The organism is Mycobacterium sp. FW102-FHT13B02, from assembly GCF_058790275.1.
The window spans coordinates 407,511-428,293 of record NZ_JBYTCM010000002.1 but is presented as its reverse complement, the minus strand read 5'-3'; the positions used below and the strand labels follow the sequence as shown (position 1 = coordinate 428,293).

Here is a 20,783-nt window from a genome sequence, read left to right as displayed (position 1 = left end):
TTTGAATGGTCTACGCGTGGCTACCCTCGGTTAGCGCTTATCGCTCGGCAGTTGCCTATCGTGTCGTGGATTGGTGAGGGCCATGTCTGATATTGAGCCAGCTACCACTGAGCGCGGAGCACCAGACTCCCAACAGTGGGGGCCTGCCGCGGTTTTGGCGGGCGGCTACGCCCAGACAATCGGTACCTTCCAGTACTTCCTGGCCGACCACCGGTGGGTGTGGTCGGACACGGTTGCCCGCATGCACGGCTACAAGCCGGGACAAGTGCAACCCACCACCGAACTGCTCCTGCGCCATAAGCATCCAGATGATCGGGCGAAAGTCTCTGAGCTCCTCCACCGCGTCGAAGCGGGCGGCTTGTTCAGCAGCCGGCACCGCATCATCGACACGAACGGGCAAACGCGCTGGGTCGTCGTTGTCAGCGACCACTTGACCGACGAAGCTGGGCGGACGGTGGGAACGCAGGGCTACTACATCGATGTCAGCGCTGGATTGCAGGCCGACATCACCAGGGAAGTGGCCAACGTTGCCAAGTCGCGCGAGATCATCGACCAAGCCAAGGGCGTGCTCATGGTGGCGTACGGGATCGATGCGGAGAAGGCGTTCGACATCCTCAAATGGCGCTCACAAGCCGTCCAGCGCAAGCTCAAGGATGTTGCGACGGAACTCGTCGAGGGGCTGATCCGCAAGGGTCTCTCCCCCGACAGCATCGGCACCATCGACCATCTACTCGTGGCCGACCTCCCCATCAAAGACGAGACCGAAGCACTGCGAGGAACCAAGCACGAGAGGGACAAGCTCGGGCGCCTCTAGCAGGAACAGTGGCGTAACGACGCGTATCGCGCGGCCAAGCACGGTCGGCTGAGATCAGTCCCACTGTCGACCAGCTCGGTCCCCTCCCCGTGGACACGCATCTCAGAGCAGCCGCAACATCACCGAAATTGAGCCGCACGGCTCGGAACACGTTCGCCGACAATGGGATCGGACACTATTGGGCGCTTGGTCGGCAGAGCAGTTCCAGTGGGTCCGGCCGGCACCAGCCCATGGCCGAGCGGGATTTCGCCTAACAAGTCGAACCGCCCCTGACGTTTGGCGACCTCGGACCCCGCGATCGCCAACGCCCCAGTGATGATGCAACGACCGGATTCGATGGCCGCGATCCGGCCTTGCCGAATCACCAGAACCACCAGGTCCATGTCGAAGGAGATGGTCAACTCCACCAAAGTCGCCTCCTGAGAGGATATAGCGCCCCTCGGCCGTCACTCGCACCTCAGTGGCAAATTTTGACGATTCCGCTAAATGTCGGACAACCCGAGCGTTACGCTAATGGACGTATCTTGTCTGCTCCGTTTGCCGGAGGTTCTACGTGCTGCGTTGCATATTGTCGATTTCGGCTGCAGCAGGTTTGTGGTGCAGCATACAAGCAGCGGTCCCGGCGACCGCATCAGCCTGCCCGGGTGGCGATTACACAAACTCAAGCGGCAATTGCGTACAGGACCCAACCGCACCCACCAGTGGGAACACCCCTCCCCCTGACGCAACTGCCATTTGCCGCGATGGCGATTACTCATTTAGCCAGCACCACACAGGTACATGTTCCCGGCATGGCGGTGTATCGCGGTGGCTAACTTCCTGACGCCACAAACCGCACCTCCCCGCAGCTACGCGCGGGTAGTTGTGGCTACAGGAGCGATTTCTGCCACCGCGTCAGCGTCCCTCGTACCCCACCCCAGCAGGAAGCCGCTCATGTCGCGAATAGTCTTTACGGCGGTCATCGCTCTTGGCGCATGGAGCGGAGGGCTCGTATACAACGCTCCGACCGCGGGTGCTGACGTCGACCCGCATGTGGCGTTGGCCATCGACAAATACGGTCCAGGACTCTGCGTAGCACTCGACCAAAACCCTGACGCGATGACGGTCCATGACTTCATCCAATCAATGAACGGCTTCACTTTCACTGATAGCTGGCAGTTCAACGAGCAGGGAGCCAAGAACGTCGCACTGGGGTCCCTGATTGGCTATTGCCCGCAGCACCAAGCTCTATATTTCGGCACACCAGAAGTGCAAAGCGAACTCGGGAAGTCCTTCCTTAGAGGATTTCTCGAAGGTTTCGGAGGGTAGGCCATCACGCCAACCGGCAATTACCGTGCAAACTCACCAATCCCTGTGGGAAGCTTGCTAATCCCTATGAATAGCGTGTACAGGAGGGGAATCCATGAAAGCGACAGCGACGGTTCTTGCCACATTCGCAATTACTGTTCCTACTGCCGTCGTCGCGGCAGCGACCGTCCGAGCCGAGGAATTCGACCTCTGCCCATCAGGGCTAACCGGAGTCGTGACCGAGGACACCAGCTGCGCATTCGCGGACAACGTGCGCTATTCCTGGTACGCGCAACCTGGAACCATAATCACCGCATTCAGTCCGGTAACTGGAAAGACCTACACCATGCAATGCACTGAAACGAACTCAGACACCTGGCCCCACGCGAAGCGTTGTGTCGGTGTGAACGATTCTGGGCACGGCTTGATTGTGGTTATCGCTTAGGGCCCCGGCGCGACGCAACCGGTATTGACAACCATGGTGACGCGAAAGCCCGTCGTAGCGCGTTGTTAGAGTCTGTTCGCTCAAGGGGAGAATCAGCGAGGGGACGTCTGAACGGACATGGAAGCTCTACTAATACTCGGCTTTATCTGGATCGCGGGCTGGGCCGCATATCGAATCGGTCGATACATCCTCAAAGAGCGGTACTTTGCTGGCGAAGAGTTCTTAACCCATAAGAAACAAATCGCATCGTTCGTCGCCGAGCACAACGAACTTGCCCAGTACATTGCCGAGATTCGTAGCCGCGGATCGTTTCAGCTTGGTGCGTCGTTCACCGGTTCGCAGGCGCATCTGGCGTCGTTCCAAAACACGAGTAATTGGAACTACCGCCGCGATCGGAACGTGGCGAATTACCAGGCACCGAATGTGCATAACTGTTCACTACAGGTTGTGCGTAGCGCCAGTGGTGATCCCCTCAAGTACGTGATGAAATACTTCAACATCAAGGCTGACGAGACGCATCTTGCTGACGTCGAGAACCTGGGTGACGACATCGCACGACTCCAAGACGCCGTGTACAACCTCCAGCAGCGTGAAGCTAGCATCAAGCAGTCGATCAATCCACCCGCATTCATCTTGAAGCACTACGCGGGCGAGTTCATGAAGCACGTCGGGGTCGAACTATCGCCGATCACGGTGCCTTACCCGGTGTACATCTTCGAATACGTAAGTGCCGGTGGGAACAGCTCACAGCGCACAACAGTCACGTTCAACTCCCCGACGATCGACGCACTCATCGAGACACTTTCGCAGAAGATCCGCTGGAGAAAGAGTGCTGCCGGCCAACGTGCGCTGATGACCTCTAGGCTCCGCAACTCCATCAAAGCACGCGACAACCACGCGTGCCGATACTGCCGGGTGTCGCTCGCGGCGGAGCCGCACCTCCTTCTAGAGGTGGATCACATCATTCCAGTTTCCAGAGGTGGTTTGACGACACCGGACAATCTGCAGACCCTGTGCTGGCGATGCAACCGGACCAAATCGAATAAGGTTGCCTGACCGCTCTTCGAGTAGGGAGAAAAGCAGACTGGATTGCGAAGCGTCGTGGAATTGCGTTTCCAAAAACATATGACGCTTGGGTCAGCGTCTAGACTTCTCCTGTTAGTGGCTGTAAGCGTGTGTCACCTTTGCCGTGAATTGGCGGCGATCCGAGGGGAGAAATCGTGCTGGAATTGTTTGCGCGGGACCAAGTGCTCGACCCTGACCGTATGCCCATAACCGCGGACATGATTGACGACATCCGTGAACTTCTAGCCGATAGCGTCAACAACGGATACGATATCGACGCAGTTCTGTTTCGATTGGCCTTATCCGTCATGAGGTTGGAGATGGAGCTGATGGAACGCCGAACTGACCTCCTTAGCCTTGAGACCCGCATCCTCCAGGCAGGTCTGAAGGTTCGCCCACGGCAGTAATGCCCCGAGCCGCGGTAGACGGCATTGCCAGGCTTGTCAGAAACCAATCGGACCTAGCCGCGTCGATGTCGTTCGACGACAACTGGCGTCTAACTGGGGCACTAGGCTGCCTGACAAGCCCAACCCGGCGATCCACGGGGCCAGCTCGCGGTACGTGATGTCTTTCAGCGCTGTATAACCCCACTTGGGCAGAACATGCGTGTCCAAGATCTGCGGTACCCGGCGACAGTCTTGGGCTTGCAAAGCGCTTTCGTTGCAAACCACTCCTCACCTACCGCCTTGAAGGTGTCAGCGCCCCACGTCGGGATTGACCCAGACTTTCGTGCGAACCTCGCCCTGAAGAACGCCAACCCACGTCTTGGCATCGTCTTTGATTCTGAACTTCTTAGTTCTACGTAGGCCGTCATCTCCGACATACCACGCCCGCCAACGGGAACCTTTGCCTTGCGGCTTACCCCGCCCTCTGCCCACGGTCCCCGCGCAAGCTTCGTCGGGGTGTTATCAGAGTTCACCCACATGTCTTCCACACCGCCCGTACCGGGCGTTCTGCGGCGACCAGTCCTGCCGGACAGTCTACGGTTTGTCTACGGTCAACGAGCCTAGACAACGATAAAACCTCTACTAGCTGCGAATTTCCAGTGCCCCCAGTCGGACTCGAACCGACACTTGGCGGATTTTAAGTCCGCTGCCTCTGCCAATTGGGCTATGGGGGCTTGGTGAAGCGGCTATCAACCTATGACGTGGCGACCAGGCCGTTGAATCCGGCCCCAACCAGACGCCAGAAGAGCCGGCGCGCCCTAGAACGTCGGCCGTGCGTCCTCATCCACCACACGCAACACCTCGGAGGCCGGCAGCGGCGGGCTGAGGAAGTAGCCCTGCAGCACATCGCAGCCGAAATCCCTTAACTGTGCGGCTGATTCGGCGCTCTCGATGCCCTCCGCGACGGTCTCGAAACCGAGCTTGTGCGCGAGGTCGATGATCGCGCTCACCACCACGGCAGCGCGCTCGTCGACCGTGACCCGTGCGATGAAGTCTTGGTCCAGCTTGATCTCATGGATCGGCAGGTCGGACAGGTAGGTGAGCGCGGAGTACCCGGTGCCGAAGTCGTCGAGGGCGATCCTGATGCCGCGGTTGGCCAAGTCGGCCAGCACTGTTCGGGTGTCTTCCATGTTGTCGACGAACAGATCTTCGGTGATCTCGACCGTGAGCGCCGTCGGCGGCAGCCCGCGCTCGTCCAAGGCCTGACATAACTGGTCCGGCAAGTTCAGGTCACTGAGCAACGGAGCGAAAAGATTAACGGCCACAGGCACTTTCGCCTCGGCAGCGCACCACTGCAGGGCGTCGTCGAGCGCCATGTGGACGACCAGACCCGTGGCCTGGCCCATCAGGCCATGCTGACGCACCAACGGCAGGAAGTCCGCGGGCCGCAGTAAACCGCGGTCGAAATGGCGCCAGCGCAACAACGCCTCCACCCCTACAACCAAGGCCGTGCGCGCGTCGAATTTGGGCTGATAGACCAGCGAGAGTTCGTCCCGGTCTATCGCCTGGCGAAGTTCTACGAGAAGCTCTGAGATGGCGTTCACCCGCCCGTCATCGACGCCTGCACCCTAGGCAGACCATTGAACCAGCGTGGCAATCGCAATCCGATCGTTTTCAACGCTGCCCGGGTGCGGCGCGCTTTTCCTCGTACATGAGCTCGTCAGCGCGGGCCAGCAGCTCTTCGAGCGTGCCGGTGTCGGCAGGCCACACGTGGAGCAGGCCGACGCTGGCCGAGAGCCGATAGACGCGATCGTGGGTGTCGTTGAACGTCTGAAAGGCGTCCAGAATCCTCCTCCTGAGGACCGACAGCCCGTCGGTTTCACTGACCAGGACGCAGAATTCGTCCCCGCCCATCCGCCCGATGATGTCGGACTTGCGCAGCGTGGCATGCAAGACCGTGGCCACGTCGCGGATGAGCTCGTCGCCCATCTCGTGGCCGTATTCATCGTTGACGCGTTTGAGCCCGTTGACGTCGAGGAAGGCCACCGCGGCGCTGTGCCCGTTGCGCTTTGCCTGTTCGAGGGCGGGTTCGGCGTGCAGGAAGAAGCCGCGGCGGTTCAGTAGCCCGGTCAATTCATCGGAGATCGACAGCTGGTGGATTTCCGCTTTGGCCTTCTCGAGATCCGCGGTGCGGTCCCGCACCCGTTCTTCGAGTTCGGTGTAGACCTGAACGTTTTCCATCGCGATCGACGTCGAATCGGCCAGTGCCTGCAGCAGTCCGACCTCTCTGGTAGAGGGCTGCCGCGCATAGGACCAGTAATTGCCGATGGCCCCGATCGGATCGAGCGTCCGGATCGGCACCATGACCATGCTCTTGACGAAGGTGGGTCGGTACGCCTCGTGCGGCACGCGGGCATCCTGGTAGATGTCCGAAATCACGGCCGCGTCCTTGTTCAGCATCGCCCAGCCGCTGACACACGCTTCCATCGGGAACCGCATGCCCTTCCACAGCGGCTCGATCGCGTCCTCGTCGGCGTAGAAGCACATGCCGTTGTCCCGGAGGATGAAGGTGGCGCCGTCGCAGCCAGTCAGTTCGCGCGCGGAAGTACGGACAATGCGCTGGACATCGGGCAGGCTGCGGGCCATCGACAGCTCCTGGACCGCCTTCATCAGGCGCTCCATGCCCCGGGTGTAGTCGGCGTCCGTGAACTCGCCACTGGTGATCGACTCAGGTGCCACGGCTTCTGCGGTCACTGGGGCCTCCATGGCTCCGGTCAAACTCAAGGCAACTACGACGGGGAAGATTGTTACGTCTTCGTCAATATAATGGTTGCTGCCCCTGCAGGTAAATGAAAGCGTACTTTTCGCATGGATCTCGCGAAGCCGGCCAGATTCGCATCCTTGAGCCGATTTGGCGAGGCCACCCGGAGCCACCTTGCCACCAAACGCCCAGCTTCGAGTGCTAGCTTCGCGCGGTCCTGGTACCGAGCCATCTTTGCTGGAGGCAACTCGTGAACACGCTGGTCCGCCTGATCGCAGTCCTGGTCATCCCCGTCGTCCTGCTGGTGGGCGGCTGCGGGCACAAACAGGCATCGACGGGAAACAGCGCCAGCTCGTCGGAGTCCATCCCCGCCGATCCCTCGGGCGACGCCGGTGACGCCGCGCCCATCTCCCAGACCTGCCCGGCGCAGGCCACCACGTCCTTCGCCAAGACCAAGTTCGTCGCGCACAGCGGCCTGGCCTTCGGCGCCTTCCACCGCTGGTTGTGGAAGCCCTTCCAGGCCGGCACATTCAAGAAGGGCGCCAACGGCCGGATCACGGCATTCGTCAAGGGCGGCCTCGCGGCGCTGTTCGTGAAACGTGAGGTCCGGCTGGCCGCCACCGACGTGCAGGCCGATCCCACGTTGTGCAAGGCGATCATCGCGCCGCTCGACAAGCTCGGCGACACCGTCCAGGCCGCGTTCGACAAGCTGAAGGGCGGCGACGCCAGCGGCATCACCGACCTGAACTCCTCGATCGGATCGATCGAATCGACCTCGCAGAAGGACGGCGTCGCGATCCAGGAGGACGAGAACGCCGACCTGACCAAGAAGCCCGCCTAATCCCTCGCGTCACTCAAGGGTTTTGGCCAGTCTCTTGGGTCAGGGCCGGCCAGGATCACAACGTGACCACGGGCCAATCATTCGCGACACGGGCCATCACATTGAAATAGTTGGTCATGGTGTTCAGCGCAACGTTGGCAACCACCTCGCCGATCTCCTCGTCGGAGACTCCCGCGTCGCGCGCAGCCGCTAGTTCGGCGTCGTTCACGTCACCGGCGTTCTCGGCGATGGCGACTGCCAGCTTGAGCAAGGCAGCGATGTGCGGGTCATCCGACTCGGCACGGCGGGCGTTGTCCAATTCCACGGCATCGATCTTGGCGAACTTGGCGCCCGTGAAGGTGTGTGCCGACAAGCAGTACTCGCAACCGTTGAGCTGAGCGGACGCGATGGCGAGCCGCTCGCGTACGGCGGGCTTGAGAGTACCGCCCGCCGCCGCGCCGGACAGTGCCAGATAGCTCTGCAGCAGGGTGGGGCTGTTGGCCATCACCTTGGTCATGTTGGGAGTCTGACCCATCGACTTCTTCACTTGCGCAAGCAATTCGGCGGCCTTGCCGGTCGCGGCCTCAAGCTCGATGGGGGCGAAGTTGGTCATCGGCGTTCCTTTGTTAGTCCATCCACCTAAGGGATAGAGCGAAGTTTTTCCGTTAGAAGCTGTACGCGAGCTTCTAACGGGTAGAACACCATCTATCCGTGATAAAATTCCGGGCGTGGCCACCAGTACGCCCGCCTGGATGCTTCCGGATGAACCAGCCCCGGTGCGGCTGATGAACACCATCTGGGCAGATACCCGCGGCGTACACGACGAACTGGCAAGCCCGACGGTGCTGCGCGACTGGCTGGCAGACGTCACCGAGCACGACCGCCGCGTACTGGGCAAGCCGAGTCCAGCCGAACTCAACGACGCCGTCCTGCTGCGCGACAGCCTGCGACGCTTGGCTGCCCACGTCACCGCAGACGATCGCCCGACGGCCCAGTCCCCCGTCGGCGAGGTCAGCCAAGCGATCGACGTGGTCAACGAGCTCGCCGCCGACCGTCCGCGCGCCGAACTCACGCTGCACAACGGCGCACTGGGCGCCGTCAGCGCGCAGCTCACCTCACCCATACGAAGTGCGCTTGCAGAACTCGCATACCAAGGCGTCGAGCTGCTCGCCGGACCAGAGGCGATCAACCTGCGAGCCTGCCGCGCACCCCACTGCGTGCTGTACTTCGTGAAGTCACGGCCGCGCCGCGAGTGGTGCTCCGAAATGTGCGGCAACCGCGTCCGAGCCGCCAGGCATTATGCCCGAATCCGCACAAGTCAAGCTTAGGCCCGACGCAGTAGCAGCGAGCGCTCTGCCTCATTGCTGCTGAGTTCGGCGGCGTGAGCGAACGCCGCCGACGCTTCCGCTGTTCTGCCCAAGCGCTCCAACAGATCTCCGCGCACCGCGGCCGGCAGAGGTGACCGGGGTAGCGGATCGGGACCGAGCGCATCGAGCACCGCGAGCCCCGCCTCGGCTCCATAGGCACGTCCGTGCGCCACCGCGCGGTTGACCTCGATGACGGCACCCGGCGCGGCGACGGCGAGCACGTCATACAGGTCCGCGATCCGCTGCCAGTCGGTGTCCTCGGCCCGCATGGCGCGGGCATGGCAGGCCGCGATGGCCGCCTGCAGAAAGTAGGTCCCGACAGGCGTGCCCGCCTGGGCAAGTTTCTCGGCGCGCTTGAGCACCTGCAGTCCGCGGCGCCGCAGCAGGTGGTCCCAGCGGGCCCGGTCCTGATCGTCCAACAGCACCGGCGCCCCGTCCCGATCGATTCGAGCCGGAATGCGCGACGCCTGGAGTTCGACAAGTGCTTGCAGCCCAAGAACATCCGGGATGTCCGGCGCCATGGCGGCCACCGTGCGCGCCAGCCGGATCGCTTCGAAGCACAAGTCCGGGCGCGTCCAGTCTTCGCCCGCGGTCGCCACATAGCCCTCGTTGAACGTGAGGTAGATGGCGGCCAGCACATCGTCGATCCGGTCGATGCGCTCAGCCCCGGCCGGCAGCTCCATGTCCGCGCCGATGAGACTCTTCTTGGCGCGGCTGATCCGTTGCGCCATCGTCGATTCCGGCACCAAGAAGGCGCGGGCGATCTCGGCCGTGCTCAGACCCGACACCAAACGGAGCGTCAACGCCGCGCGCGACGCCGCAGGTAGCTCGGGGTGACAGGTCAGGAACATCAGCCGAAGCACGTCGTCTTCGATGAAGTCGAGCTGCCCTTCGAAATCCGGCATATCGACCTCCTCCAGCCGGTGCCCGACTTCCTCGGTCTTGCGGCGCAGCGTCTCGGCACGGCGGATGTGGTCAATGGCCCGTCGCTTCGCCGCGGTCATGAGCCAGGCGGCGGGGTTGGCGGGGATCCCGCGGTCCGGCCACTCCTCCAGCGCGGCGACGAGCGCATCCTGCGCGACGTCCTCCGCAAGGTCGATGTCACGAGTCATGCGAGCCAGCGCCGCCACGAGGCGTGCCGATTCGGCACGCCACGCGGCGGTCACGGCCTCAGCGGTTGTCACCCGGGGCAGGCACCCGGTTCCTGGTCGGGTGCTCCCTCGATCAAATGCATTTCAACGCGGCCCTCCCACTCGGGCCAGTTCTCGCGATGGAGCTCGGTGAACGAACGGGCACCTTCGACGGCCTCGGCGTGGTTGCGGTACTCGAGCACGGCGTAGCCGCCGATGATCTCTTTGCCCTCGGCGAACGGCCCGTCGGTGGTGCTGAGCTGACCGGAACGGACCTGGTAGCCGATCCGGTTCTCCCCCTGCCCCAAACCGCCACCATCGACATAGATGCCGTCAGCGGCGTTCTTGCCGACGTACACCTCCATCGCGTCCATCAGTGCCTGCGGCGGCGGACCCTGGTTGGGATCCATGATGACCAAACCCATGTAGCGCATTGCGGTGACCTTTCGTCGTCGAGTCAATCCTTCACATACACGTCGAACGGGCGGGGCCGATTTCGACATTGCTCCGGAAATGACTCGCGATCGAGCGAAAGCTCATCGCAATCTGACGGCGAGCGCCCTAGATCTCCATCTCGACGAGCACCCGGCGCAGCAGCTTGCCGGTTGTGTTGCGCGGCAGCTCATCGATGAACACCACGTCGCGTGGCACCTTGTGACGGGCCAGGTTGTTCTTGACGAACGCCTTGATCTCGTCGGCGTCCTGCGCCGCACCCGGCTGCAACACGACGAATGCCCGCAGGCGCTTCCCCCATTCGACGTCGTCGACGCCGACCACAGCCGCGTCAAAGATGTCGTCGCGCTCGGCGAGGAGTTCTTCGACTTCCTGCGGGAATACGTTCTCGCCCCCGGAAACGATCATGTCGTCGTCCCGGCCGTCGACGAACAACAGCCCATGGTCGTCGAAATGCCCCATGTCGCCACTGGACATGTAGCCGTCGATGATCTGCTTGGTCCGGCCGTCGGTGTAACCGCTGAAGGGTGCACCGTTGCGGACAAAGATGCGACCACGACGGTTCTTCTCGTTGATGCGGCGGTCGTTTTCGTCGTACAGCACCACCTCGCACGTCACCGGTGCGCGTCCGGCGGTACCCGGCGCGAGGCGCAGTTCGGCCGGGGTGGCGACGCTGGCAATGGCGCACTCGGTCGAGCCGTACAAGTTGTAGAGCACGTCGCCGAAGATGTCCTGGACCCGGTTGGACAGCTCCGGACTCAACGCCGACCCGGCGATCAGGATCGTGGTCAGCGACGAGGTGTCGTACTTGCCGATCACCTCAGGCCCCAGCTCGACGATGCGGTGCAGCATCGTCGGCACCGCCACCAGCATCTGGGCCTTGTGCTCGGCGATGAGCTGCAGGGTCCGCTCGGCGTTGAATCGCCGGGCGGTCACCACCTTGTTTCCCAACGCGGCGCCGACGGTGTAGGTGGCCCAGCCAGTGCTGTGGAAAATCGGCGAGACGATGACCATGGTTCCCTTGCGCGGGAACGGAATTCGGTCGATGATCTGCGCTGTCGCCAACGGTGACACCGAGCTGCGCGGCGCACCCTTCGGCAGGCCTGTCGTCCCGCTGGTGAGGATCACCGAGCCACCCGCCTTGCTCGGCGCCGGCAGCGGCTCAGTCGAATTGGCCGCGACGATCGCGTCGAGAGTCTGTGCGCCGGCCGGGATTTCAGCGCCCTCGTCCACCCAGGTCAACACGCGCGGCATGTCCGCCGGCAGCGCGTCGAGCAGTCCGAGGAACTCGCTGTCGTGCAGCACGACCTTGACGCCTTCGCGCTCACAGACCTGGGCGAACTGCGGTTTGGCGAACCCGGTGTTCATCAGCACCAGCCGGGCGCCGAGCTTGCCGCACGCCACCATGGCAAGGATCAGGCCACGATGGTCCCGGCACAGCAGCCCAACCACCGAGCCTTCGGTCACGCCCATGCCCCGGAGCCCGCGGGCCAGTGCCCAGGACTGGTCGTCGACCTGCCGGTAGGTCAGCGTGCCGCGTTCATCCACCAACGCCGGCAGACCCGCGTATTTGCGCCCGCCCTGGATGGCCATCGACGCCTGCGGGCCGAAGATCGGCGCATTCTTCGCGGTCTCCAGCATCACGCCAGGGTTGGCCAGATCCAGAAAGCCGGTCTCATACAACCGGCGTACCGCGTTCGCGGACTCCGCAAGATGGTTCAGTTTCTGCCGAATCTCACCGACGACGTCGATCACCAATACCTCCCAAGTTCGAGGGGTGGTCGGCCCCACACGCTGGCACGTTAGCCGGTCGAGCGGCGAGAGGACATCAACAGCCCAAGACTTCCACGGAGCAGGCCGGCCGTAAATGCCACAACACCGCCCATTCATCTGTGTGAAACATCACTTGATCAGGCATTTGTCGGGTCGCACGTACCCGCGGCCCGGGCTCGATGCGGAATTCCGTAAAGGATGCCGGGCGGGCCGTAAAGAAGCCGTCAAGATCAGCGCATCCCCGCTCCCGCAGGCCGATGCTGACGAGGTCGCCGAGGGCCGGCGACCCGTTTACATGTGGGAGAACCCATGTCTGTAGTGGTGTTCGCGGTGCTGACGGTGGCGATCTTCGCCCTCCTCGGCCTGGTGCAGAAGAGCGTCGAGAAGGGTGTAGGGCGCTCATGAACCACGCCAACGACATCGGCCTGGTGCTGTGTCTGGTGATCGCGCTGTTCCTGGTCGCTGCTCTGCTCTTTCCGGAGCGGTTCTAGTGAGTACCACTGCCGCAGGAATCATGTTCCTGCTCTCACTGATCGTCGCGCTCACCGCGGTGCATGTGCCGTTGGGCGACTACATGTTCCGTGTGTATACATCCGAAAAGCATTCGCGCGCAGAACGTCTCATCTACAAGGCGATCGGCGCCGATCCCCAGTCCGAGCAGAACTGGGGCGCCTACGCCCGTAGCGTTCTCGCCTTCTCTGCCGTCTCGCTGCTGTTCCTGTTCGCGTTCCAATTGGTGCAGGGTGTACTGCCACTGCATCTGAACAATCCCGCCACTCCGCTGACGGCCGACCTGGCGTGGAACACCGCCGTCAGCTTCGTCACCAACACCAACTGGCAGGCCTACTCGGGTGAGACCACCCAGGGCCACCTGGTCCAGATGGCCGGCCTGTCGGTGCAGAACTTCGTCTCAGCCGCCGTCGGCATGGCCGTGGCCATCGCACTGGTCCGCGGTTTCGCCCGTCGCCACGCGTCCGAACTGGGCAACTTCTGGGTCGACCTGGTGCGTGGCACCATCCGAATCCTGTTGCCGCTGGCCGCCATTGCCGCGCTGATCCTGATCGCCGGCGGCGCCATCCAGAACTTCCACCTGCACGACCAGATCGCCAACACCCTGGCCGGCGCGCAGCAGACGCTCACCGGCGGCCCGGTGGCCAGCCAGGAAGCCATCAAGGAACTCGGTACCAACGGCGGCGGTTTCTACAACGCGAACTCGGCGCACCCCTTCGAGAACCCCAACGCCTGGACCAACTGGGTGGAGATCTTCCTGTTGCTGGTGATCTCGTTCTCCCTGCCGCGCACCTTCGGCCGGATGGTCGACAGCCGCAAGCAGGGCTACGCGATCGTCGCGGTCATGGCGACCCTGGCCGTCATCAGTGTCAGCCTCATGATGCTGTTCCAGAGCCAGCACCACGGCACAGTGCCCACCGCCGTCGGCGCCTCGATGGAAGGCGTGGAACAGCGCTTCGGCGTGGCCAATTCGGCGGTCTTCGCCACTGCCACGACCTTGACCTCCACCGGCGCGGTGGACTCATTCCACGACTCGTACACCTCGCTCGGCGGCATGATGACGATGTTCAACATGCAGCTCGGTGAGGTGGCGCCGGGCGGTACCGGCTCGGGCCTGTACGGCATACTGATCCTCGCGGTGATCACGGTGTTCGTGGCCGGCCTCATGGTCGGGCGTACCCCTGAATACCTCGGCAAGAAGATCACCCCGCGTGAGATCAAGCTGGCGGCAAGCTATTTCCTGGTCACACCGCTGATCGTGCTGACCGGCACCGCTTTTGCCATGGCCCTGCCCGGTGAACGCGCGGCGATGCTCAATTCCGGGCCGCACGGCCTGTCGGAGGTGCTGTACGCCTTCACCTCGGCCGCCAACAACAATGGCTCGGCGTTCGCAGGACTGTCGGTCAATACAGTCTGGTACAACACGGCTTTGGGCCTGGCGATGGTGATCGGCCGCTTCCTGCCGATGATCCTGGTGCTGGCGCTGGCGGGCTCACTGGCAAAGCAGGGCAGCACTCCCCCGTCGATCGGCACCTTGCCGACGCATCGTCCGCAGTTCGTCGGCATGGTCGCCGGCGTGACGCTGATCCTGGTCGCCCTGACCTTCCTGCCGGCGCTGGCGCTCGGCCCCCTTGCTGAAGGAATTCACTGATGTCCACCAACGTAAAGGGCGGCCTGCTCGACCCGAAGATGCTGTGGAAGTCCATGCCGGACGCCTTGCGCAAGCTCGATCCCCGCACCCTGTGGCGCAACCCGGTGATGTTCATCGTCGAAGTCGGCGCCGTCTGGTCGACGGTCCTGGCCGTACTGAACTCCAGCTGGTTCGCCTGGCTGATCGTGTTCTGGCTCTGGCTGACAGTGGTATTCGCCAACCTGGCCGAGGCCGTCGCCGAAGGCCGCGGCAAAGCTCAGGCCGCCAGCCTGCGAAAAACCAAGTCCGACACCATGGCCCGCAAGCTGGTCGGGTGGGCACCGGGCAGCGCCGGCACCGAGGAGGAGATCGCCGCACCGCTACTGCAGCAGGGCGACATCGTGGTGGTCGAAGCCGGACAGGTCATTCCCGGCGACGGTGACGTCGTGGAAGGCATTGCCTCCGTGGATGAGTCGGCCATCACCGGTGAATCGGCGCCCGTCATCCGGGAGTCCGGCGGCGACCGCAGCGCCGTCACCGGCGGCACCACGGTATTGAGCGACCGGATCGTCGTGCAGATCACCCAGAAGCCGGGTGAGAGCTTCGTCGACCGCATGATCGCTCTGGTCGAGGGCGCCAACCGGCAAAAGACCCCCAACGAGGTCGCGCTCAACATCCTGTTGGCCGCATTGACGATCATCTTCGTGTTCGCCGTCGCGACGCTGCAGCCGTTGGCCATCTACTCGAAGGCCAACAACCCCGGTGTACCCGACACCGAGGCGCTCGACGGCTTCGGCGTCACCGGCATCGTGATGGTCTCGCTGCTGGTCTGCTTGATTCCCACCACAATTGGTGCGCTCCTGTCGGCCATCGGCATCGCCGGCATGGACCGCCTGGTGCAGCGCAACGTGCTGGCCATGTCCGGTCGCGCGGTCGAAGCCGCGGGTGACGTCAACACCCTGCTGCTCGACAAGACCGGCACCATCACGCTCGGTAACCGGCAGGCCGCGGGCTTCATCCCGGTGCCCGGTGTCACCGCCGAGCAACTGGCCGACGCGGCGCAGCTGTCGAGCCTCGCCGACGAGACGCCCGAGGGCCGGTCAATCGTGGTGTACGCCAAGCAGGCTCACGGCCTGCGCGCCCGTACCCCGGGTGAACTGACCGATGCCACCTGGGTCGAGTTCACCGCCCTGACACGCATGTCTGGCGTCGATCTGCACGACGGTCAGAAGCTCCGCAAGGGCGCGGCCAACTCCGTCGCCGATTGGATCCGGACCAGTGGCGGAACGGTGCCCGTCGAACTTGGTGAGATCGTCGACGGCATCTCCGCCGCCGGCGGCACGCCGCTCGTGGTGGGCCGCATCACCGACGGAAAAGCAGAAGTGCTGGGCGTCATCCACCTCAAGGACGTCGTCAAGCAGGGGATGCGAGAGCGGTTCGACGAGATGCGCAAGATGGGCATCCGCACCGTCATGATCACCGGCGACAACCCGTTGACCGCCAAGGCGATTGCCGACGAGGCCGGGGTCGACGACTTCCTGGCCGAGGCCACGCCCGAGGACAAGCTGGCGCTGATCAAGAAAGAGCAGGCCGGCGGCAAGCTGGTCGCGATGACCGGTGACGGCACCAACGACGCCCCCGCGCTCGCCCAGGCGGACGTCGGCGTCGCGATGAACACCGGCACCTCGGCGGCCAAAGAGGCCGGCAACATGGTCGATCTGGACTCGGATCCGACCAAGCTCATCGAGATCGTCGAGATCGGCAAGCAGTTGCTGATCACCCGAGGCGCCCTGACCACGTTCTCCATCGCCAACGACATCGCGAAGTACTTCGCGATCATCCCGGCGATGTTCGTGGCCCTGTTCCCCGGCCTGGATCTGCTGAACATCATGCGGCTGCACAGCCCGCAGTCGGCCATCCTGTCGGCGGTGATCTTCAACGCCCTGGTCATCATCGCGCTGATCCCGCTGTCGCTGCGCGGTGTCCGGTACACCCCCAGCAGTGCGTCAAAGCTCCTCAGCCGCAACCTGTATGTCTATGGCCTCGGCGGCATCATCGCCCCGTTCATCGGCATCAAACTCATCGACCTACTCATCCAGTTCATCCCGGGGATGTCTTAATCATGAACATTGGCAACTTGATTCGCGTCCACAGTGCCGCGCTGCGCGCACTGCTGGTCCTGACCGTCATCACCGGCCTGGCCTACCCTGTGCTCGTGTGGGCCATCGCCCAGCTTCCGGGGTTCAAGGACAAGGCCGACGGCTCGCTCGTCACGGCGGGTGGCAAGGTCGTCGGCAGCTCCCTGATCGGCCAGCTGTTCACCGACGCCAAAGGCAATGCACTGCCGCAGTATTTCCAGAGTCGGCCGTCGGGCGCCGGCACCGGGTACGACCCGATGGCGAGCGGAGCAAGCAACCTGGGCCCGGAGAGCATTGTCGACACACCCGGTGACCCGGCTCAGATCAAGGCCGGCAAATCGGCCGCCGACGCCGGGTTCAAGGCCAGTCTGCTGACCCAGGTGTGCACGCGTAGTTACGGCGTGGCCGATACCGAGGGCCTGGACCACACCGCCGGGGCGCGTCCGTTCTGCACTGCCGACGGCGTGGGCGCGGTGCTGTCGGTGATCGGACCCCGGGACGCCACCGGCAACGTCACCCACCCCACTCGGGTGGTCAGTGTGAATCAACCATGCGAGACGACGAAGGCGCCGTTCGCCGCGACCTACGAAGGCATCCGCGTCGAATGCGCCAAGTACGGCGAGGATTACAGCGCCGGGCAGATCGTCGCGATCCGCGGATCGGCACCGGCCGACCCGCAGGTGCCGGCCGACGCTGTCACCGCCAGCGGCAGCGGCCTGGACCCGGACATCTCGGCCGACTACGCGAGCCTGCAGGTGGGCCGCATCGCCAAGACGCGGCACATCTCCGCCGACCAGGTGCGGACCCTGGTGCGCGACAGCACCACCGGCCGCGCGCTGGGCTTCATGGGTGAGCCGCGGGTCAATGTCCTGCAGCTGAATCTCGCGTTGGACCAGAAGTACCCAGCCCGTATTGGATGATGGGAGACATGGGAACGCCGGACAAGCGGGGCGAGTTACGCATCTACCTGGGTGCGGCCCCTGGCGTGGGCAAAACCTTCGCGATGCTCGGCGAGGCGCACCGCCGCATCGAACGCGGCACCGACGTCGTCGCCGCCGTCGTCGAGACACACGGCCGCAAGAAGACGGCCGAGGCACTGGCCGGCATCGAACGCATCCCGCCGCGGTTCATCGACTACCGCGGCGGGACGTTCGCCGAACTGGATGTGCCGGCGGTGCTGGCCCGCCACCCCGAGGTGGTGCTGGTCGATGAACTGGCGCACAGCAATACCCCCGGCAGCAAGAACGCCAAACGCTGGCAGGACATCGAAGAATTACTCGACGCCGGCATCACCGTCATCTCCACCGTCAACGTCCAGCACCTGGAGAGCCTGAACGACGTCGTCGCCCAGATCACCGGCATCGAGCAGCAGGAGACGGTGCCGGACGCCGTGGTGCGCAGCGCCGCGCAGATCGAGCTGGTCGACATCACACCGGAAGCGTTGCGCCGCAGGCTCTCCCACGGCAACGTGTACGCACCGGACCGCGTCGACGCGGCACTTTCCAACTACTTCCGGCAGGGCAACCTCACCGCGCTGCGCGAGCTGGCGCTGCTGTGGCTGGCCGACCAGGTTGACGCAGCCCTCGCGAAATACCGCGCCGAGCACAATATTTCGGAGACCTGGGAGGCGCGCGAACGCGTCGTCGTGGCGGTCACCGGTGGCCCCGAATCAGAGACCCTGGTACGCCGCGCGTCACGCATCGCCTCCAAGTCGAGCGCCGAACTGATGGTGGTGCACGTCGTCCGCGGCGACGGCCTGACAGGCGTCTCGGCCCCGCAGATGGGCAAGGTGCGCGAGCTGGCCACCAGCCTTGGCGCCACGCTGCACACCGTCGTCGGCGGCAGTGACGGTGACGTCCCCTCTGCGCTACTGGATTTCGCGCGCGAGATGAACGCCACCCAGCTGGTGCTGGGCACGTCACGCCGCTCGCGCTGGGCCCGGCTGTTCGACGAGGGCATCGGCGCCAAGACCGTGCAGCACTCGGGGAAGATCGACGTGCACATGGTGACCCATGAGCAGTCCCAGCCCGGCTGGTCGTGGTCGACGGCGACGCGCGGACAACGACACCTGGCGTCCTGGCTGGCCGCCATCGTCGTGCCCGGCATCATCACGGCCGTCACCGCGCTGCTGGATCCTTTCCTGCACATCGGCGGCGAGAGCGCGGTGTTCTTCATCGGCGTGCTGGTCGTCGCGCTCCTGGGCGGCGTTGCCCCGGCTGCCCTCTCGGCCGTGCTGTCGGGACTGCTGCTCAACTACTTCTTCGTCGCCCCGCGGTACAGCTTCACCATCGCCGACCTCGACAGCGCCCTGACCATCGTGGTGCTGCTGGCCGTCGCGGTCGCGGTCGCCGCACTGGTCGACGGTGCGGCCAAACGGTCCAGGGAAGCCCGCCACGCCTCGCAGGAAGCCGAGCTGCTGGCCCTCTTCGCGGGCAGTGTGCTGCGCGGCGCCGACCTGAACACACTGCTCGAACGCGTCCGCGAGACGTACGCGCAACGCGCCGTCAGCCTGCTGCACGAAGAAGAGGGCATCGTCGCCTGCGTCGGCAAGGACCCCTGTGTGACAGTCGATTCCGCCGACACCGCCATCGAGGTCAGCGACGACGAGTACTGGCTGCTGATGGCCGGCCGCAAGACCGAGGCCCGCGATCGGCGCGTGCTCGGCGCCGTCGCCCGTCAAGCTGCCGGTCTGGTGCGGCAACGCGCGTTGGCCGAAGAGGCCGGCCGCGCCGAGGCCTTGGCCAAAGCCGACGAGCTGCGCCGCTCGCTGCTGAGCGCCGTCAGCCACGACCTGCGCACGCCACTGGCCGCCGCCAAGGCCGCGGTGTCGAGCCTGCGCAGCGAAGACGTCGGATTCTCCCCCGAGGACACCGCCGAGCTGCTCGCGACCATCGAGGAATCGGTGGATCAGCTGACCGCGTTGGTGGGCAACCTGCTGGACTCCTCACGGCTGGCCGCCGGTGTCGTGAAGCCAGAGCTGCGGCGGGTGTACATGGAAGAGGTTGTGCAGCGGGCCCTGCTCGGAATCAGCCGCGGCGCAACGGGGTACGCGAACCGGGGACTCGACCGGGTGAAGGTCGAAGTCGGCGACGCCGTCGCGCTGGCCGATGCGGGCCTGCTGGAGCGGGTGCTGGTCAACCTCATCGACAACGCGCTGCGCTATTCCGCGGGCAGCGTCGTGCGGGTGAACGCCGGACAGGTCGGTGATCGGGTACTGATCACGATCGTCGACGAGGGGCCGGGCATCCCCCGTGGCACCGAGGAGGAGCTGTTCGCGCCGTTCCAGCGCCTCGGCGACCACGACAACAGCACCGGTGTGGGACTTGGGCTTTCGGTCGCGCGCGGATTTGTCGAGGCCATGGGCGGCACCATCTCCGCCACCGATACGCCCGGAGGCGGGCTGACCGTCGTGGTGGACCTGGCAGCCGCGGGAAAGGATCAGGCGTGACACGGGTTCTGGTCATCGACGACGAACCTCAGATTCTGCGTGCGTTGCGGATCAATCTGTCGGTGCGTGGGTACGACGTCACCGTCGCGGCCACCGGCGCCGAGGCGTTGAAGGCGGCCGCCGAGCACAAACCCGACGTGGTGATCCTGGACCTCGGCCTGCCCGACATGTCCGGCATCGACGTGCTGGCCGGGCTGCGCGGTTGGCTCACGGCTCCGGTGATCGTGCTGTCGGCGCGCACCGACTCGATGGACAAGGTCGAGGCCCTAGACGCCGGCGCCGACGACTACGTGACCAAACCGTTCGGCATGGACGAATTCCTGGCCCGGCTGCGGGCCGCCGTACGACGCGGCGCGGCGGCCTCCGAGACCGACGAGCCCGTCGTCGAAACATCGTCATTCACAGTCGATTTGGCCGCCAAGCGGGTGACCCGCAGCGGCAACGAGGTACACCTGACCCCCACCGAGTGGGGCATGTTGGAGATGCTGGTGCGCAACCGCGGCAAGCTGGTGGGCCGCGAGGAACTGCTCAAAGAAGTGTGGGGCCCCGCATACGCCAAGGAGACCCACTACCTTCGCGTGTACCTTGCGCAGTTGCGTCGCAAACTCGAGGTCGACCCGTCACACCCCAAACACTTACTGACCGAGGCCGGGATGGGCTACCGCTTCCAGGAGTAGTTCGACGTACAGAAATCGCCAACTGTTTACCTGACACGGGTTACCGACAGTGCAAGGCTGGAGCGCGACGTCCTCCCAC

At 64.2% G+C, this 20,783-nt stretch carries 21 protein-coding genes and 1 tRNA gene; 14 read left to right on the top strand and 8 right to left on the bottom strand.

Annotated features, from left to right (window positions below; translation table 11 throughout):
* The first annotated feature begins 178 nt into the window (after nucleotides 1–178).
* A complete protein-coding gene (locus AC3WTE_RS04970) occupies nucleotides 179–814 on the top strand; it encodes a PAS and ANTAR domain-containing protein (RefSeq protein WP_492436300.1) in 636 nt (211 codons plus the stop codon).
* Between the two features lie 119 nt (nucleotides 815–933).
* Here AC3WTE_RS04970 and AC3WTE_RS04965 read toward each other — a convergent pair whose 3' ends face one another.
* Nucleotides 934–1,221 (bottom strand): hypothetical protein, encoded by a 288-nt coding sequence (locus tag AC3WTE_RS04965; RefSeq protein ID WP_492436092.1) that lies wholly within the window; start codon nucleotides 1,219–1,221, stop codon nucleotides 934–936.
* A gap of 146 nt (nucleotides 1,222–1,367) precedes the next feature.
* Between AC3WTE_RS04965 and AC3WTE_RS04960 the strand changes: the two genes are divergently transcribed.
* From AC3WTE_RS04960 to AC3WTE_RS04945, 4 genes are all read left to right on the top strand, one after another.
* Nucleotides 1,368–1,637: a DUF3761 domain-containing protein gene (locus tag AC3WTE_RS04960; protein WP_492436090.1), complete on the top strand. Its 270-nt coding sequence runs from the start codon at nucleotides 1,368–1,370 to the stop codon at nucleotides 1,635–1,637.
* Nucleotides 1,638–1,747: 110 nt separating this feature from the next.
* Nucleotides 1,748–2,122 (top strand): hypothetical protein, encoded by a 375-nt coding sequence (locus AC3WTE_RS04955; RefSeq protein ID WP_492436089.1) that lies wholly within the window; start codon nucleotides 1,748–1,750, stop codon nucleotides 2,120–2,122.
* Between the two features lie 541 nt (nucleotides 2,123–2,663).
* Nucleotides 2,664–3,602, top strand: coding sequence for an HNH endonuclease (locus AC3WTE_RS04950; RefSeq protein WP_492436088.1), 939 nt, complete (start codon nucleotides 2,664–2,666; stop codon nucleotides 3,600–3,602).
* Between the two features lie 164 nt (nucleotides 3,603–3,766).
* Complete coding sequence (locus tag AC3WTE_RS04945; RefSeq protein ID WP_492436086.1) at nucleotides 3,767–4,018, top strand: hypothetical protein; 252 nt, start codon at nucleotides 3,767–3,769, stop codon at nucleotides 4,016–4,018.
* 639 nt (nucleotides 4,019–4,657) lie between these two features.
* On the opposite strand, the gene AC3WTE_RS04940 is transcribed toward AC3WTE_RS04945, so the two are convergent.
* The 3 genes from AC3WTE_RS04940 to AC3WTE_RS04930 form a co-directional block, all read right to left on the bottom strand.
* Nucleotides 4,658–4,731: transfer RNA gene (locus AC3WTE_RS04940), tRNA-Leu, on the bottom strand.
* Between the two features lie 84 nt (nucleotides 4,732–4,815).
* On the bottom strand, nucleotides 4,816–5,601 hold the full coding sequence (locus AC3WTE_RS04935) for an EAL domain-containing protein (RefSeq protein WP_492436084.1): 786 nt from the start codon (nucleotides 5,599–5,601) through the stop codon (nucleotides 4,816–4,818).
* Between the two features lie 70 nt (nucleotides 5,602–5,671).
* Entirely contained in the window at nucleotides 5,672–6,751 is a 1,080-nt protein-coding gene (locus AC3WTE_RS04930; RefSeq protein WP_492436082.1) for a sensor domain-containing diguanylate cyclase, read from the bottom strand.
* Nucleotides 6,752–7,008: 257 nt separating this feature from the next.
* On the opposite strand from AC3WTE_RS04930, the gene AC3WTE_RS04925 reads away from it, so the two are divergent.
* Complete coding sequence (locus AC3WTE_RS04925; RefSeq protein ID WP_492436080.1) at nucleotides 7,009–7,599, top strand: hypothetical protein; 591 nt, start codon at nucleotides 7,009–7,011, stop codon at nucleotides 7,597–7,599.
* Nucleotides 7,600–7,654: 55 nt separating this feature from the next.
* On the opposite strand, the gene AC3WTE_RS04920 is transcribed toward AC3WTE_RS04925, so the two are convergent.
* Nucleotides 7,655–8,191, bottom strand: a complete 537-nt coding sequence (locus tag AC3WTE_RS04920) for a carboxymuconolactone decarboxylase family protein (protein WP_492436079.1) — start codon at nucleotides 8,189–8,191, stop codon at nucleotides 7,655–7,657.
* Nucleotides 8,192–8,306: 115 nt separating this feature from the next.
* Between AC3WTE_RS04920 and AC3WTE_RS04915 the strand changes: the two genes are divergently transcribed.
* Nucleotides 8,307–8,906 (top strand): CGNR zinc finger domain-containing protein, encoded by a 600-nt coding sequence (locus AC3WTE_RS04915; protein WP_492436077.1) that lies wholly within the window; start codon nucleotides 8,307–8,309, stop codon nucleotides 8,904–8,906.
* On the opposite strand, the gene AC3WTE_RS04910 is transcribed toward AC3WTE_RS04915, so the two are convergent.
* The 3 genes from AC3WTE_RS04910 to AC3WTE_RS04900 all read right to left on the bottom strand — a co-directional run bounded on the left by AC3WTE_RS04910 (nucleotide 8,903) and on the right by AC3WTE_RS04900 (nucleotide 12,283).
* Nucleotides 8,903–10,129: an RNA polymerase sigma factor gene (locus AC3WTE_RS04910; protein ID WP_492436076.1), complete on the bottom strand. Its 1,227-nt coding sequence runs from the start codon at nucleotides 10,127–10,129 to the stop codon at nucleotides 8,903–8,905. The two genes, AC3WTE_RS04915 and AC3WTE_RS04910, sit on opposite strands and share 4 nt — an antisense overlap.
* Nucleotides 10,126–10,500, bottom strand: a complete 375-nt coding sequence (locus AC3WTE_RS04905) for a YciI family protein (RefSeq protein ID WP_492436075.1) — start codon at nucleotides 10,498–10,500, stop codon at nucleotides 10,126–10,128. The genes AC3WTE_RS04910 and AC3WTE_RS04905 overlap by 4 nt, the downstream gene beginning before the upstream one ends.
* A gap of 136 nt (nucleotides 10,501–10,636) precedes the next feature.
* Entirely contained in the window at nucleotides 10,637–12,283 is a 1,647-nt protein-coding gene (locus AC3WTE_RS04900) for an acyl-CoA synthetase (RefSeq protein ID WP_492436074.1), read from the bottom strand.
* A 327-nt stretch (nucleotides 12,284–12,610) separates the two neighbouring features.
* Between AC3WTE_RS04900 and AC3WTE_RS04895 the strand changes: the two genes are divergently transcribed.
* From AC3WTE_RS04895 to AC3WTE_RS04865, 7 genes are read left to right on the top strand one after another with little or no spacing between them, the layout of a single operon-like run.
* Nucleotides 12,611–12,706 carry a potassium-transporting ATPase gene (locus AC3WTE_RS04895; RefSeq protein WP_492436073.1) on the top strand — a complete coding sequence of 32 codons (96 nt, stop codon included), beginning with the start codon at nucleotides 12,611–12,613 and terminating at the stop codon, nucleotides 12,704–12,706.
* On the top strand, nucleotides 12,703–12,792 hold the full coding sequence (locus AC3WTE_RS04890; protein WP_492436071.1) for a potassium-transporting ATPase subunit F: 90 nt from the start codon (nucleotides 12,703–12,705) through the stop codon (nucleotides 12,790–12,792). The genes AC3WTE_RS04895 and AC3WTE_RS04890 overlap by 4 nt, the downstream gene beginning before the upstream one ends.
* Nucleotides 12,792–14,462, top strand: coding sequence for a potassium-transporting ATPase subunit KdpA (gene kdpA, locus AC3WTE_RS04885; protein WP_492436069.1), 1,671 nt, complete (start codon nucleotides 12,792–12,794; stop codon nucleotides 14,460–14,462). Before AC3WTE_RS04890 ends, kdpA begins: the two co-directional genes overlap by 1 nt.
* Nucleotides 14,462–16,561 (top strand): potassium-transporting ATPase subunit KdpB, encoded by a 2,100-nt coding sequence (gene kdpB / locus AC3WTE_RS04880; RefSeq protein ID WP_492436068.1) that lies wholly within the window; start codon nucleotides 14,462–14,464, stop codon nucleotides 16,559–16,561. The genes kdpA and kdpB overlap by 1 nt, the downstream gene beginning before the upstream one ends.
* A 2-nt stretch (nucleotides 16,562–16,563) precedes the next feature.
* Nucleotides 16,564–17,499: a potassium-transporting ATPase subunit C gene (locus AC3WTE_RS04875; protein ID WP_492436067.1), complete on the top strand. Its 936-nt coding sequence runs from the start codon at nucleotides 16,564–16,566 to the stop codon at nucleotides 17,497–17,499.
* Nucleotides 17,499–20,027 (top strand): DUF4118 domain-containing protein, encoded by a 2,529-nt coding sequence (locus AC3WTE_RS04870; protein WP_492436065.1) that lies wholly within the window; start codon nucleotides 17,499–17,501, stop codon nucleotides 20,025–20,027. The genes AC3WTE_RS04875 and AC3WTE_RS04870 overlap by 1 nt, the downstream gene beginning before the upstream one ends.
* Nucleotides 20,024–20,704: a response regulator gene (locus tag AC3WTE_RS04865; protein WP_043398993.1), complete on the top strand. Its 681-nt coding sequence runs from the start codon at nucleotides 20,024–20,026 to the stop codon at nucleotides 20,702–20,704. Before AC3WTE_RS04870 ends, AC3WTE_RS04865 begins: the two co-directional genes overlap by 4 nt.
* Nucleotides 20,705–20,783 lie beyond the last annotated feature (79 nt).